Annotated in this window: 11 protein-coding genes; 5 read left to right on the forward strand and 6 right to left on the reverse strand. The window is 70.6% G+C overall.

Translation table 11 applies throughout. The features are described from left to right. Positions 1 to 9 precede the first annotated feature (9 nt). A complete protein-coding gene (gene tap, locus ACFV2X_RS00315) occupies positions 10 to 2,274 on the reverse strand; it encodes a telomere-associated protein Tap (protein ID WP_385609567.1) in 2,265 nt (754 codons plus the stop codon). Positions 2,275 to 2,457: 183 nt separating this feature from the next. On the opposite strand from tap, the gene ACFV2X_RS00320 reads away from it, so the two are divergent. Together ACFV2X_RS00320 and ACFV2X_RS00325 are read left to right on the forward strand one after the other, a co-directional pair. Then, positions 2,458 to 5,121, forward strand: a complete 2,664-nt coding sequence (locus ACFV2X_RS00320; RefSeq protein WP_385609568.1) for a Helicase associated domain protein — start codon at positions 2,458 to 2,460, stop codon at positions 5,119 to 5,121. 194 nt (positions 5,122 to 5,315) lie between these two features. Beyond that, positions 5,316 to 7,235: a pentapeptide repeat-containing protein gene (locus ACFV2X_RS00325; RefSeq protein ID WP_385609570.1), complete on the forward strand. Its 1,920-nt coding sequence runs from the start codon at positions 5,316 to 5,318 to the stop codon at positions 7,233 to 7,235. Positions 7,236 to 7,400: 165 nt separating this feature from the next. Here ACFV2X_RS00325 and ACFV2X_RS00330 read toward each other — a convergent pair whose 3' ends face one another. Then, positions 7,401 to 7,829, reverse strand: a complete 429-nt coding sequence (locus tag ACFV2X_RS00330) for a pyridoxamine 5'-phosphate oxidase family protein (RefSeq protein WP_385609571.1) — start codon at positions 7,827 to 7,829, stop codon at positions 7,401 to 7,403. 82 nt (positions 7,830 to 7,911) lie between these two features. Here ACFV2X_RS00330 and ACFV2X_RS00335 point away from each other — a divergent pair, with 82 nt between their 5' ends. Continuing rightward, positions 7,912 to 8,913 carry a cupin domain-containing protein gene (locus tag ACFV2X_RS00335; protein WP_385609572.1) on the forward strand — a complete coding sequence of 334 codons (1,002 nt, stop codon included), beginning with the start codon at positions 7,912 to 7,914 and terminating at the stop codon, positions 8,911 to 8,913. Between the two features lie 78 nt (positions 8,914 to 8,991). Here the strand turns inward: ACFV2X_RS00335 and ACFV2X_RS00340 are convergent, their stop codons facing one another. Continuing rightward, positions 8,992 to 9,645 (reverse strand): TetR/AcrR family transcriptional regulator, encoded by a 654-nt coding sequence (locus ACFV2X_RS00340; RefSeq protein WP_385609573.1) that lies wholly within the window; start codon positions 9,643 to 9,645, stop codon positions 8,992 to 8,994. A gap of 217 nt (positions 9,646 to 9,862) precedes the next feature. Between ACFV2X_RS00340 and ACFV2X_RS00345 the strand changes: the two genes are divergently transcribed. Together ACFV2X_RS00345 and ACFV2X_RS00350 are read left to right on the forward strand one after the other, a co-directional pair. After that, positions 9,863 to 10,846, forward strand: coding sequence for an alpha/beta hydrolase (locus ACFV2X_RS00345; protein ID WP_385609574.1), 984 nt, complete (start codon positions 9,863 to 9,865; stop codon positions 10,844 to 10,846). Continuing rightward, complete coding sequence (locus tag ACFV2X_RS00350; RefSeq protein ID WP_385609576.1) at positions 10,846 to 11,295, forward strand: hypothetical protein; 450 nt, start codon at positions 10,846 to 10,848, stop codon at positions 11,293 to 11,295. Before ACFV2X_RS00345 ends, ACFV2X_RS00350 begins: the two co-directional genes overlap by 1 nt. A 54-nt stretch (positions 11,296 to 11,349) precedes the next feature. On the opposite strand, the gene ACFV2X_RS00355 is transcribed toward ACFV2X_RS00350, so the two are convergent. From ACFV2X_RS00355 to ACFV2X_RS00365, 3 genes are all read right to left on the reverse strand, one after another. Beyond that, positions 11,350 to 11,619 (reverse strand): hypothetical protein, encoded by a 270-nt coding sequence (locus tag ACFV2X_RS00355; protein ID WP_385609577.1) that lies wholly within the window; start codon positions 11,617 to 11,619, stop codon positions 11,350 to 11,352. A gap of 215 nt (positions 11,620 to 11,834) precedes the next feature. After that, on the reverse strand, positions 11,835 to 12,734 hold the full coding sequence (locus tag ACFV2X_RS00360) for an aminoglycoside phosphotransferase family protein (RefSeq protein ID WP_385609579.1): 900 nt from the start codon (positions 12,732 to 12,734) through the stop codon (positions 11,835 to 11,837). A gap of 132 nt (positions 12,735 to 12,866) precedes the next feature. Next, positions 12,867 to 14,519, reverse strand: a complete 1,653-nt coding sequence (locus ACFV2X_RS00365; RefSeq protein ID WP_385609581.1) for a VWA domain-containing protein — start codon at positions 14,517 to 14,519, stop codon at positions 12,867 to 12,869. Positions 14,520 to 14,523: the final 4 nt, after the last annotated feature.

Below are 14,523 nucleotides of genomic sequence, written 5' to 3' on the forward strand. Positions count from 1 at the left end.
TCGCTCTCCCTATTCTCCGTCGTCCTTGGCGGTGACTTCGCCTGTCTTGATGTACCGGGCCAGGTTCAGGTTCGGGCTGTACTGCTCGCGAACTTCCTCGCCCCACAGGGTGGTCTGGGTGCCCTCGTGCTTGACCATTCCCGGCGACACCCCGATCCGGAACGAGCCCGGCACCGTCTTGCCGTCGGCGTCGTACGGCAGGACGTCCAGCGGGGAGGGTCCGTCGGCGGCGTATACGGCGCAGTCCGACAGGATCGCCACCGGGTACTGGCCGGTGGCGGCGGCCAGGCTGATCATCTTGCGGTGCATGTTGACCCGGGCCCGGGAGATCACGACGGCGCGGATGTCGGGACGCCATGTCGGCCGGGACAGGGCCGGCCACGCCTCCCCGGGCTTGCCGCCCCGGGCCCGCTCGCGGAGCTTGCCGATGCCGCCCTTCACGGTGGACTTGATGGCGTCCAGGACGATCGCCATGTCCGGGTCGCGCTGCTTGTAGCCGTCCATCGCCGCCAGGAACTCCTGGGGCGGAAGCTTCTCGGCCACACCCAGGTCGCCCATGGTGTGGACGTACGCATCCCGGAGCCGCTTGTACCAGCCGTCCAGGAACTTGCCCTTCTCCCGGCGCACCCAGGCCTCGATCGGCGCGACGTCATAGCCGAGCTCCACCGCGTACGCCACGGTCGGCGTCGCGTACCAGGCCGGACCCGTCGGGCGCTCGCCGGTGGGCGTGAACGGGCTGGGCAGCGACTCGCCGTCCAGCTGCCGCCACTGCTTGCCCACCAGGACACGAGAGAGGTCGACATGGGAAAGGTCGACCAGCCACGCCCCGGGCAGCGCCGGGTCGAACTCGGGGTCGGTGACATGCTCGGGCGGTGTGGCGAGGCCGACGACCGCGCCGTGGGCGGCGGCGCCGAAGGCGAGGTTGATGTCGATACCGACCAGGAACCGCTTCATGCACTCGGTGTCGGTCAGCTCCCGCGCCCAGTCGTACGCCTCCTCGAACAGCATCTCGGCCGGCCCCCGCTGGTGGAAGCGGGGCAGGTCGGCGAGCAGCGGGTGCCCGTCGGGTGCCTCGCACGGCGCGCAGTCCATCGGGTGCTCACCCAACGACCCGGGCCGGTGTTCCTTGTGCCGCTGACCATTCTCGTCCGGCGCGCTCGCCCTCGTGGGCGGGTTGAGGGCGGTCATGAGCTCAAGGCCGGTGACGGCGGTGGAGCCGCGCGGCGTCATCACCCGCCGCGCATAGGTGCCCAGCAGGAGGGCGAGCTCCGCCGGCGGCAGCTGGGCGGCGTCGCCCCAGGAACGGGCATCGAGCGCGTTCCACGACGGGATGCACAGCTGTACGCACTGCCGCTGCCGCCCCTGGGCGGGACGGTAGATCCACGCCCAGGGACCGAACCCGCGCTTCGTCAGCTGCCAGTGGGCGCGGTCGAGCTGCCCCAGGATCTTGTGTCCCTCCGGCAACCGTCCCTCCAGCCGCTCGGACTCCGACAGCGTCACCGGCAGCCCGTACCGCTCCAGCGCGGCCTCGGTGAGCACGAGCACCGGGTCGGCGTCCCTGCCCGACCCGTTCAGCTTCGGCGCGCCGAGCCGCGCCTCCGCCAGCGTCCACTCCACCAGCGCCGGGAGGGATTTGGCCGGTACGTCCAGGAGCAGGCCGTCGACGCAATACGCCACAACCTGACGGTCCTCGTCGGCGTCCACGACGGCAAGCGGCCCATGAGCGAACCGCGGATCGGCCGCGGCCGCCGCGGCGGCCTTCGCCGGGACGGCCTTCTTCGGGGCGGCCTTCTTCGTACCCGGGCGGCGCGACGACGACACCGGCCTGGCAGCGGTCACCGGACGCGGCGGGGCAACGGAGGCCCGACGCTGCGGGGCATTCTCCATGCCCACGGCCGCAGCCTGCGGGGCCGGACCTGTGGCCGCGGCCCGCCCGTCCGGCGACTCCTCCGCCAAGGGGGTGGGACCGGTGAACGTCTCGGGCGCCACCGCCGCCTCCTGCGAGGGTTCGGCAGCCGGGGCGGGAAAGCGGGCGGCGAGTTTTTCCAGGAGTCGGGCATACGCGGCGCGCTTCGGCGGCCGCGGCTCGGCCCGGCCGGTCTCCCAATTCCCCACCGACTCACGCCGGGTGTCCAGCGCCTCCGCGATCTGCGTCTGACTCAGCCCTGCCGCCTCCCGCAGGCGCTTGCGCTCGGCGGGCGGCGGCAGCGGGTCGGCGACCTGTTCGAGCAGGGCATCGACCGCACTGAACAGGGCGTCTTGATCGTTGGGCACAGGGCTCACCTCCACCCTTCGATGATACATGAAACGCACATCAACACGCATCAATACGCACGTCGATCGCATGTTATTTGCTCGCTGATTTCACATATGTGGTAGGTTACGGGGCCGACGGCTGCCAGCCGCACCGGCCGGAATACGTCCGCCTGGGAAGAAGTCGATGGGAGAGTTCACACAATGCCTGTGGTTCGACTTCGCGAACATCAGGTGGACGCGAAATCGCGTATCCGCAGGTGGGTGGGTTTCCCGGCGCGGTCATCCGTACCGGCTCAAGGAGCGCGGGCCACGGTGGTGTCCGCGACCGGCTCCGGGAAGACGATCACGGCTGCTGCCGCCGCGCTGGACTGTTTCCGGGGCGGCCGGATCCTGGTCATGGTGCCCACGCTGGATCTGCTGGTGCAGACCGCGCAGGAGTGGCGCCGGGTCGGCCACGACGGGCCGATGGTGGCAGTGTGTTCGCTGGAGAAGGACGAGGTCCTGGGGCGGCTGGGGGTACGGGCGACCACGAACCCGATCCGGCTCGCGCTGTGGGCCGGGAAGGGGCCGGTCGTCGTCCTCGCCACCTACGCCTCCCTCGTCGACCGGGACGACCCGGACGACCCGGACGACCCGGACAACCCGACAGCGAAGGTACGTGGGCCGCTGGAGGCCGCGCTGGCAGGCGGGGAGCGGCTGTACGGCCAGACCATGGAGCCGTTCGACTTCGCGGTCGTGGACGAAGCTCATGGCACCGCCGGGGACATCGGCCGACCCTGGGCCGCCATCCACGACAACACCCGCCTCCCCATCGACTTTCGGCTGTACCTGACTGCGACCCCGCGCATCCTCGCCTCGCCACGCCCGCTGAAGGGCAAGGACGGTCGGGAGCTGGAGGTCGCGTCGATGCACAGTGACTCCGCGGGCAGCTACGGCGAGTGGATTTTCGAACTCGGGCTGTCAGAAGCGATCGAGAAGGGGATCCTTGCCGGTTTTGAGATCGATGTGCTGGAGATCGAGGACCCGGACTTCTTCGTGGGTCTGTCCGACGAGGCGCGGCGGGGCCGGCGCCTGGCTCTGCTCCAGGCCGCGCTCCTGGAGCACGCCGCCGCGCACAACATCAAGACGATGATGACCTTTCACCAGCGCGTGGAGGAAGCCGAAGCCTTCGCGGCCAAGCTTCCCGAGACCGCGGCCGATCTGCACGCATCCGAGGTGTCGGCATCCGCGGTGACGGAGGCGGCCGGGCGTCCGGCTTCCCCGATCGGGGCGAGCGCCGGTGAGCTGGAGCCTTTCCGGCATGTCCCCGTGGATCGGGTGTGGGCGGCGTGGCTGTGCGGCGACCACCTCGTCAGTGAGCGGCGAGAGGTGATCCGGCAGTTCGCCAACGGCATCGACGGCAATGGGCGCCGGGTGCACCGGGCCTTCCTCGCCTCGGTACGGGTCCTCGGCGAGGGTGTCGACATCACCGGCGAGCGCGGCGTGGAAGCGATCTGCTTCGCCGACACCCGCACCTCCCAGGTCGAGATCGTCCAGAACATCGGCCGGGCTCTGCGTCCCGACCCGGACGGCACCACCAAGGTGGCCCGCATCATCGTGCCGATCTTCCTTCAACCTGGCGAAGACCCGGCTGACATGCTCGCCTCTGCCAGCTACCAGCCCCTCGTCGACATCCTCCAAGGCTTGCGCTCGCACGACGAAAGCCTCGTCGAGCAGCTCGCCTCCCGCGCCCTGACCCGGCAGGGTGAATCCGGCCGACGCACGCACGTGAAACGCGATGCCAAGGGCCGGATCATCGATGCCGGCGGCAAGAACGTGGAAGAAGAGGGCGAGGAGGGCCACGGCGAGTCCGCGCTCGAGTCGGCGCTGCTGAACTTCGCCGCGCCGCGCGACCCTGCCACGATCGCCGCCTTCGTACGCACCCGCATCATCCGGCCCGACAGCACCGTATGGCTCCAGGGCTATCAGGCCCTCCGCAGATGGCGGGCAGAGAACAGCATCACCGGGCTCCACGCGGTGCCGTACGACACCGAGGTCCAGCTGGGCGTGACCAGCTTTCCGCTGGGCCGGTGGGTGCACCAGCAGCGGCGCGCCCACCGCGGCGGCGAACTCGAGGCACACCGCAAGGAGCAGCTGGACGAGGAGGGGATGGTGTGGGAGCCCGGGGAGGAGGCGTGGGAGACCAAGCTGGCCGCACTTCGCTCCTACCGGCGGGCGCACGGCCACCTGGCGCCCCGCCAGGATGCCGTCTGGGGCGAAGGGGAGAGCGGAGAGCCGGTACCGATCGGGCAGCACATGGCCAACCTGAGGCGGAAAGGCGGTCTGGGCAAGGACTCCGAGCGGGCCGAGCAGCGGGCGAAGCAACTCACGGCGATCGACCCCGACTGGGACTGTACGTGGCCGCTGGACTGGCAGCGGCACTACCGCGTGCTCGGCGACCTGGTCGACGCCGACGGCATCCTGCCCAAGATCGAACCAGGTGTCTTCTTTGAGGGCGATGACCTCGGTAAATGGCTGGCCAAGCAGCGCCGTGGCTGGGCGGAGCTGGCCGAGGAACAGCAGCGGCGGCTGTCCGGACTGGGCGTGACGCCCGCTGAGCGGCCCACCCCGGCTCCGGCGGCGAAGGGCGGCGGGAAGGTGTCAGCGGCCTTCCAGCGGGGCGTCGAAGCCCTCGCGCAGTACATCGCCCGCGAGGGCCACCACCGCGTACCCAGGGCCCACGCCGAGGAGATCACGGTGGAAGGCGAGGCCGCGCCGGTGTCCGTCAGGCTGGGGGTGTTCATGAGCAATGCCAAGAGCCGCCGCGACAAGCTCACGGACGTGCAGCGTGCCGCGCTCGTGGAACTGGGAGTTGAGTGGGCATAAGGGACGGCTTGATGTCGTCGGCCCGCCCGTGAAGGTAACGGTGGCGGCTCGCACGGCGGTTCGGCGCGCCAGTTGACGACGGCTCCCTTACCCGGGGTACAACCCTTCCACCGCGGGAAGAACTCATCGACCCCACCGCCCGTCCTGCCTGCACGAGACCCGGAACCGGCACATGACCGCGGAGCCGCCACGCCATGAGCACACCCCCGGACCACATAGCGCCGTCTTGGCCGTACTGCGCACACGGCACAGACGCCGCGGCCGATCCCGTCGGCTGCCGCGGCAGCCACGTGCCCGGCCACACCGCATGCCTTGCCCACCTGTCCTATACGGACCGCGACGCCTACCTGGTGGGGCTCGCCCCCGGCGCCGACGTCGACCACCGCGGCACCCCTTTCACCGAAGACCTGCTTCGACAGCTTCTGAGGGCGCTCAGCGACCCCATCACAAGAAAACCCCAGATGGGCACTGCCAAGTTCAGTGAGGCGCGGTTCACCGGCAACGCCGAATTCGATAAGGCACAGTTCTCCGGCAACGCGGAATTCGACGAGGCTCAGTTCACCGGCTACGCCGTATTCCATGGTGCGCAGTTCTCCGGCGACGCCCGGTTCCACAGGGCGAAGTTCTCCAACTACGCCGGCTTCCGCATGGTTCAGTTCACCGGCTACGCCGATTTCGGCAGGGCAGAGTTCCACAACAACGCCGAATTCGATGAGGCCCGGTTCCCCGGCAACGCCGGATTCGACGGGGCACAGTTCTCCGGCCACATCCGATTCGGCTCAGCGCGGTTCTCCGGCCACGCCGGATTCGACGGGGCACAGTTCTCCGGCGGCGCCGTATTCGGCGAGGCGCAGTTCTCCGGCCGTGCCCGGTTCCGCAGGGCGCGGTTCTCCGGCCACGCCGGGTTCGACGAGGCACAGTTCTACGGCGACACCGAATTCGGCGGGGCGCAGTTCTCCAGCGGTGCCGGGTTCGGGAGGGCGCGGTTCGTGGTGGCTTCGGAGTTAGGGCCATTCGTGTGCGCGGGAGTGGTGGACCTGTCCAGGGCCGTGTTCGAGGACCCGGTGACGCTGGAGATCGCGGCGCGTAAGGTGCTCTGCAAGCGGACGCGGTGGGAGTCGACGGCGACGGTGCGCCTGCGCTACGCCACGGCAGACTTCGAGGATGCGGTGCTGTCGGCGCCGGTGGCGGTCACCGCACACCCCACCTGTTTCACTGCCGGGGATGACGCCGTGGAAGAGAGTTCGCTGCCACACGGCTGCGACTGCGACGGGGTGCGGGTGGCCTCGGTACAGGGGGTGGACGCCGCCCATCTGGTACTGATCGACACCGACCTGACCGACTGCCTGTTCTTCGGGGCCTTCCACCTCGACCAGATCCATCTGGAAGGCCACACTGTCTTCGCGCCCACGCCCACCGGCTGGCACCGCCGCGGAATCCGCCCGACGCGGTGGACACGCCGACGCACCCTGGCCGAGGAACACCACTGCCGCCCAGCGATCACCGCCCGAGACGACCCCCGCCAGTGGCGTCCGCGCCCGCACGACGCCCGCGGCTCCACCCCCAAGCCCCAGGACGTCGCCGCCCTCTACCGGCAACTCCGCAAAGCCCTCGAAGACGGCAAGAACGAACCCGGCGCCGCCGACTTCTACTACGGCGAATGCGAGATGCGCCGCCACGACGACACCGCCACCCCGAAGGGCGAACGCCGCATTCTGTGGGGTTACTGGCTGCTGTCCGGCTACGGACTGCGCGCCTCCCGCGCGTTCACCTGGCTGTTCGCCGCGATGTCGCTGACCGTACTGCTCCTCATGGGCGTCGGCCTGCCCACCCATGACCCCGACCCCGCCACCACCGGAACCCTCCACGGCAACCGGATCAGCCTCAGCACCAGCACCCCCGACCCCGCGGCGCTGCACGGCACATGGTCACAGCGCATGACCTGGGCCCGCGCGGAGAAAGCCACCCGTGCTGCCGTGAACTCGGTGATCTTCCGCTCCTCCGGACAGAACCTCACCTCCGCCGGCACCTACATCGAGATGGTCTCCCGTCTCCTCGAACCCACGCTCATCGCCCTCGGCGCCCTCGCCGTCCGCGGCCGCATCAAACGCTGACCCGACCCGCCCAAGCTTCACCCGCTCAGCCCGCCCAAGCCCGCTCGGGCCGTCACGAGTTGGTCCAGGAGCGGCGTGGACAGCACCGGTCCTGTCGCCTCCTGTTGGGGCTGCTCCGTGGTGAGAAGAGTACGGGCAGCGCACCTGAACAAGTCCTCGCGGAGGTCAATACACGTAGCGACGTACGGTCTCGGGGTGGATGACGAGACGAACCTGGTCTGCGGCGAGGATCCCGGTGAGGTCGTCCGCTCGGGCCGGGTCGCCGAGGTCCCAGTAGCGGGCGGCCAGGCGGGCGCACAGGTCGTGTGCTCCGTCGGGTTCCACCGTGGTGCGGCCGGCGACCGACAGCCAGCGCTCGCGTTCACCCACTGGGGCGGCGACGACGATCGAGGCGCGGGGGTCGCGGCGCAGGCGACGTACTTTGAGCGAGTCCGGGGCCGTGAACAGTTGGATCGTGCCCTCGGCCGTGGCCTCGAACCACACCGGCCGGGGCTGTGGCGGGAGTGGCCCCCCGGCCACGGACAGAAACCCGTGCAGGGGGCGTCGGAGGAACTTGAGGTCCTGGGTGGTCAGCGAACTGGCGTCGGTGCTCATGACGCCGATTGAACACGGCCGACTCGGACGAGCCCATGGGCGAGAAGCCGGATCGCCTGCGTATTCGTCTAACCTCACTGAGGTGGACGCGTTCAGTGACCTGATCCGCGGGGTGCGAGCCCACGGCTCGTTGTTCGGCAGCTCGACCCTGTCCCCGCCCTGGGCACTGCACTTCGTGGACGGCGCGCCGCTGACCCTGTGCACCGTCCTCACCGGGGCGGGCTGGATCGTGCCGGAGCACCGTTCGCCCGAGCCGCTTCGCGCCCGCGAGACGGTCGTCGTGCGCGGCCCTGCGACGTTCACCTTTGTCGACGAGGTCGACACCCGGGCCGAACCCATCGCGTGCGGCGAGCACTGCGCGACGCCCGAGCAGGGCGGGACCCGGCACCGGCGCGGCTGGAACGACCGCGGCGGGGACGCCCACGACGGCCACGGTGCGACGACCCTGATCGTCGGCGCGTATCCGGTGCACGGCGAGATCAGCCGCCGGCTGCTGGACGCGCTGCCCGTCGTGCTGCGCGTGGGCACCGGGGGCACTGCCGACCCCGTACTGGACCACCTCGCCGCCGAGGTCGCCGTCGACGCGCCGGGCCAGCAGGTGGTACTCGACCGGCTGCTGGACTGGATGCTGGTCTGCACGCTGCGCGAGTGGTTCGACCGGCCCGGCGGCGAGCCCCCGGCCTGGTGGGCCGCCCAGCGGGACCCGGTGGTCGGCCACGCGCTGCGCCTGCTGCACGCCGAGCCGGCGGCACCATGGACGGTCGCCGCGCTGGCCGAGCAGACCGGGGTGTCGCGTTCGACGCTGGCCAAGCGGTTCGCCGACCAGGTCGGCGAACCGCCGCTGACCTACCTCACCCACTGGCGCATGACGCTCGCGGCAGACCTACTGGTCGAGCAGGAGGCCGCAACCGTCGCGGACATTGCCCGCGCCGTGGGTTACTCCGACCCGTTCGGGTTCAGCGCAGCGTTCAAACGGGTCCGGGGCGTCAACCCGAGCGAGTTCCGGCGCACCTCGGCTACCGCCTCCCCGACGGCCGAGCGGCCCCTTCCAACCCGTACCACCCCGGCCGGCTCGAACGCCTGAACCAGGGGCGAGTCAACCCTGGGGCCCAGGCTGCCGCCGCCAGCTGAACACAACGTCAGGACGCCGAGAGGACACCCGTCAGGGGATATCGGCCTCGATATGGGCGAGTTGGGCGGCGAGGATGTCCTCGAATGCGGCGCGGCGGTCCGCCCCGAGGGGGCGGACTTCGCGGGCGAAGTGGGCCAGGGCGGGGAAGCGTTCCGGGTCGGCGCCCAGTACCGCGACACGGAACAGCTCCATGCCCTGTTCGTACTCTTTGGGGGTGATGGTGCTGACCCCGGCCTCGGAGGCGATCAACGCGGCGAGGAGGATCACGATCCGGTGGTAGCGCGCCGGGATCTCCTCGTCGGGCAGGCCCGACGCGCGCAGGGCCTGCAGCACCTCTTCCATGACCAGCCGGGAACCGCTGCCGCCTGACGCGTAGCGGCCCCAGATCGCGGCGAGCTGGGGTTGCCGGCCGAATGCTTCCCTCAGGCGCAGGGCGAGGGCGGTGATGCGCTGCTTCCAGTCGCCCTCGGGGTGGTAGCCGTCCATGGCGGCCATGAGGATCCGGTCGGCGACCGCCCGCAGCAGTTCGGTCTTGTTGCGAAAGTGCCGGTAGAGACTGGAGGAATCGGTCCCGAGCGCCGCGGCGAGCTTGCGCACGCTGAACGACTCGGCGTCGCTCGTACGCAGCAACTCCGCGGCCGCATCCAGGATCTCCTCGGTCGACCAGCGCCTTCGGCCTGCCATTTCGCTCCTCTCGTCCGGACTCAGCATACCTGTGCACTTGGCGTTGCACGCACCGCGTGCATAATGAGGACAAGCGCTTGGCGGTGAGGACATGTGCTTGGTCGAGAGCGCCGAACCTCAGCGGCGCCCCACCGCAGCAGCACGACCGGCGCGCCGCCCGGCAGGCATGACCACCACGACACACCCGGCATCCGGCCGGGGAAGGGGAGAAGGAGACATGAGCGACGCCACTGCTGCGAAGCGGCCACCGGAGCCTGACTTCTCGGCGATAACGGCCGAGGAACTGGCCGCCTACCGCGACGCGGAGAACCACTTTCGGGCGTCCAGCGCGGCGCGGGCGCTCACCGGGGATCCGGATCCCGGCGCCGCGATTGAATGGCAGAAGGTGTCGCTGCCCGACCGCGAGCTGCCGGTTCGGGTGTACCGGCCGGCGGCCGAGAACGGCGGCAAGGGCCCCGACCGGGCCGAGTTGCCGCTCGTACTCCATGTGCACGGAGGCAGTTTCGTGGGCACGGCGGTGCAGAGCGACTGGGTCAACAGCCACCTCGCCGCCCAGCTGCCCGCGCTCGTCGTCTCGGTCGAACACCGCCTCCTCGACCAGGAAACTCCGCTGTCAGCGGCCGCCGACGACGGCTGGGACGTGCTCCGGCACGTGGTGCGGCACGCCGCGCGGTGGGGCATCGACCCGGCGCGCACGGCAGTCTTCGGCGAGAGCTGCGGCGGGTTGATCAGTGCCCTGGCTGCGATCCGGGCCCGGGAGGCCGGCCTGCGACTCACGGCGCAGGTGCTGGTCAACCCCGCGGTCGAGGTGACCGAGACGATGTTCGGCTACGCCTCGATCGCCGAGTACGGGTACAGCCCGACCCGCGCCATGCCGCAACTGCGCTTGTTCCAGCGGCTCTCCGTACCACCGGGAACCGACGCCCGCGCGCTCTCGCCGCTGTACGCGGACAACCTGAACGGGCTGGCCTCGGCGCTCCTCGTGGTGCCGACCCAGGATGCGGTGGCCGATCACGGCCGCCGCTACGCCGAGCGACTGCGGGCCGCCGGGACATCCGTACGGCTCACCGAATACCCGGGCGCGAGGCACGCGTTCCTCAGCACACCGGGAGTGGCGCCGCAGGCCGAGGCCGCCCGGGCGGAGATCCTCGAGTTCCTCCGAGTCGCCCTCGGCGCGGGCCCCGAAAGGAAGGCAATCTGATGACGAAGACACGTCATGAACGACTGGCCATCGCAGCGATGTACACAGGCCTTGGACTCACCGTCATCGCGACGATCGTCCCCTACCTCGACCGCGCCACCACCCATCTGCTGGCCGACCACATCCGGGCCGGCTATCCCACGTACAGCCAGACGCGTGTCGACTCGGCCGTCACCACGTACCTGGTCGTCTTGTCCGCCATCGGAGCGTTCGGCGTCGTCTCGTGGCTCGGGACGGCCTGGGCGGTCAAGGCGGGCAAACGCTGGGCCCGCCCCGCCGCGGCCGTGATGTTCGTGCTCGGCACAAGCGTCGGGCTGACCGGGCTGCTCACCAAGGACACCTCCGGCGAGACCGGCCTGCCGCCGGCCCTGGGCTGGGCCGGCATCGCTCCCTGCCTGGCCGGACTCCTGGCGGTCGCGTTGTTGTGGAGACGACCGCGACCGGCATGACGCCGGCTCCGGCGGGCTCCGCAGGCGATGGGCGGTGGTCGTTCCAGGGAGACTTCAGCCGGCGAGCTCGGTGTCGAGCCAGTCGAAGGTGCGCTGGTGGAACAGGGAGAGCGCGCCCTCGTGGCAGTGCTCGCCTGCGCCTTCGTCCTCACGGAAGGAGATCAGTTCCTTCTGGCAGGTCAGCTCGTCGAACAGGCGCCTCGGCTGCCCCTTGAAGAACTGGTCGTTCTCGGCTTCGAGTACGAGTGTCGGGCAGGCGATGCGGTCGGTACACGCCATGGTGTAGGCCTCGGTTGCCTTGACCAACTCGTCGATGTCGGACACACCCGATGTTCGACTGATCGACTGCGCTTCCGTTGTCTCGGCCGCATGCGCCACCGCTTCCTGCCTGGCGGTTACCGGTCGACGAGGGCAAGATGACTGGCCCCCACACCGGTGTCGGACGACCTGGTCGGGTGGCGCCCGCGCACACCCATAAGCCCTGAATGTCCGCACTCACGCCCCTCACCCGCAGCACCGGCCCTCCCGAAAGCGATTGATCAGCCGATCAGAGCCTCGGTGATCTGGCGGGTGGTCTGCGCGGCGACCCGGGGGTTGACGGCGGCGTAGGAGGTGTAGGCGTTCAGGCCGGTGGCCAGGGCCCAGCCGCGGCCCCGGGTCCAGGTGGCGTCGTCGACGCCGAGCGCGGCACGGAAGGCTGCCCGGCTCCCGGTAGACATCAGGGTGAAGGCGATGGTCAGGTCACAGGCCGGGTCGCCGATGCCGAGCCCGCCGAAATCGATGACCGCACTGAGGCAGCCGTCGACGGTCAGCAGGTTGCCGGTGTGGAAGTCGCCGTGGAACCAGACCGGAGGGCGATCCCAGCCGGGGGCGTTCAGCGCCGCGTCCCACAGCGCGGTCATGGCCGCGGTGTCGAACGTACCGTCGACCTCCGCGACAGCGGCCCGCGTCGCGCGATCCCGGTCGGCCAGCGGCCGACCGGTGAGGTCCTCGCGGGCGTTCTCGAGCGGGAAGTCCTCGGGCACGAATTCCTGAAGGGCGGTGAGGAATTGCGCCAGTTGGACGGCGGCCCGGGACGAGTCGGCCAGGGCCTCGGCAGTCGCCACCTCGCCGTCCAGCCAGCGGGACACCGCCCATGGCCATGGATAGTCGAAGTCGGGCTCACCCACGCCCACCGGTACCGGGATGGCCAAGGGCAGGTGCGGGGCCAGCCTGGGAAGCCACTCGAACTCCTTCATGGCCTGCCCGATGGCTCCCGCATGGCGGGGCAGCCGGACGGACAGGTCCTCCCCCAGCCGGTAGATCACATGGTCCGACCCGGCCGGATCGAGTAGTTCGAGAGGCAGCTCGGCCCACTGCGGGAACTGGGAATCGACCAGGCGTCTGGCCAGTTCGGCATCGATCGCGGGGCGCGGGTCCGCGGTTCTCCCGATTGCCAAGTGCAACTCCTGCGGTGGGCCCGCTCCATACGGCGGCGGGCAGTCGAAGCCATCACAGCGCCTGGTGGACTCGTCTGTCGACCGGTTTTCTCGACTGGCCGTCCGCCGCGACTCGGACTCCACGCGGTGTCCTCAGATCACCCGGAAGAGGTCGGCGGCGGCGTGGACGTCGGTGAGGTCCTCGATGGAGCGGACGTTGTCGCACAGGGCCTCCAGGACCGAGCCGGCTTCGGCGGTGCGCGGGGCGCCGATGGCCACGCCGAAGACCCGGAAGCCCAACCGGTGCTTGGCGTCGTTCCAGCCGCGCATCCATTCCTCAGTGACACCGCATTCGTCGTCGGTGATCATCACGATGTCGCCGCGCGTGCGGGCGGCGTCGTTGAACTCCTCCTCCAGCAGTGCGCCGGCCGCTGTCAGCGGCGCCTGGTAGCTGGTGCCGCCGCCGAGGAAGGTCTCCGCGAAGTCGAGGATCCGGTCGATGCCGGCGGGCCGGCCCGCCGGAAAGCGGAAGACCTGGATCTTGTCGGCGGCGGAGAACAGGATGCCGACGAAGTCACGCCCCGCGTGGCGGGCCTGATCCAGCAGCGCCAGGGCGCACGCCTTGGCCCACGCCTCCCGGGTGACTCCGCCGGGCCCCGCCTCGTACATGGAGTGCGAGGTGTCCACGCACGCGATGACGGCACCCTGGCCGGTGGTCTGCTCCCCCTGGCTGTCGTAGAGCATCAGCTCCCCGGCGGCATAGCGCACGGCGAACACCGCGCGCAGTTCAGGCAGGCCGAGGTTGGCCAGCTCGGAGGGGATGACGCGGGAGAGGTCATTGCCGAGCGTGACGCCGACGAGCTCCCCGGGTGCGTTCTCCACCTTGCGGGCGCGCTCACCGCCGGCCATCTGCCGGAAGCGACCGATCAGCTCGGCCCACTGTGCGAGACGGCCGGTGCGCAGCCGCTCGGCGAGCCGGGCGCGCTGGTCGAACGACATCCGTTCCAGCTCGCCGGGGCCAACACCCCAGGTCCGCATCAGCCCGGCCTCCTCCCGTACGGCCTCGGCGGCCTTCGCCACCGCCTTCCGCGCGGCGGCACGCATACCGGGGGCCGCCGCCGCGAGAGCCTGCGCGGCGTCCTGGGCGGCCCGCCGCGCAGCGGACGCCGCAGCCTGGGCGGCCTCCATCGCCTGTTGTACGGCGTCGACGGCCGGGGCAGGCACGGTGCCGACCCCGTCGGGCCGGTCCGCCCCGTCCCCGTCGGACGAGCCCGCCTCGTCGGCGGCCTGCTGAAGCGCCTCGCTCACGGCGGTCGCCGCGTCTTCGGCGTCCTGCTGGGACGCCTTCGCCTGCTCGGCCTGTTCCTGGGCCTGCCGGGAGCGGTCCAGCATTCCGCGCAGCGCGGCGGCCTGGGCGAGTACGGCCATGGCGGCGGCGTAGGGGTCGCCGGCCGTCTCCCGGCGCAGCTCGGCGAACTCCGGTGACTCCATGAGCGCGGTGATGACCTGGTGGTTGACCAGCCGGGAGGGGTCCATCGCCGCGCGCTCGCGCACCCGCGGGCCGACCTTGTAGGCGGCCAGGAACACGTCGGTCAGGAGGTCGGTGGCGCAGCCGTATCGCTCGTTCAACTCCTCGGCCAGTTCGCGCAGGCCGGCCGACTGCTCGTAGGTGTCGCGCCATGTGATCTGGTCGAACCGGTCCGCGACCACGGCCGCGGTGTGCCGCTCGGAAACGGCGGCTGGCAGGTCCGGCCACTTCTCGGCCCGGCTCGCCGACTCGCCCCGCGTGCTCGGTGTCCTGTCCATGGTC

Origin of the sequence: Streptomyces sp. NPDC059679, assembly GCF_042734105.1 — a bacterium.
Classification (GTDB): Bacteria; Actinomycetota; Actinomycetes; order Streptomycetales; family Streptomycetaceae; genus Streptomyces.

Coding starts and splice junctions, on each gene's coding strand:
- ACFV2X_RS00345 (WP_385609574.1), top strand. CDS start 9,863: ATGAGCGACGCCACTGCTGCGAAGCGGCCACCGGAGCCTGACTTCTCG.
- ACFV2X_RS00340 (WP_385609573.1), bottom strand. CDS start 9,645: ATGGCAGGCCGAAGGCGCTGGTCGACCGAGGAGATCCTGGATGCGGCC.
- ACFV2X_RS00350 (WP_385609576.1), top strand. CDS start 10,846: ATGACGAAGACACGTCATGAACGACTGGCCATCGCAGCGATGTACACA.
- ACFV2X_RS00365 (WP_385609581.1), bottom strand. CDS start 14,519: ATGGACAGGACACCGAGCACGCGGGGCGAGTCGGCGAGCCGGGCCGAG.
- ACFV2X_RS00330 (WP_385609571.1), bottom strand. CDS start 7,829: ATGAGCACCGACGCCAGTTCGCTGACCACCCAGGACCTCAAGTTCCTC.
- ACFV2X_RS00320 (WP_385609568.1), top strand. CDS start 2,458: ATGCCTGTGGTTCGACTTCGCGAACATCAGGTGGACGCGAAATCGCGT.
- ACFV2X_RS00325 (WP_385609570.1), top strand. CDS start 5,316: ATGAGCACACCCCCGGACCACATAGCGCCGTCTTGGCCGTACTGCGCA.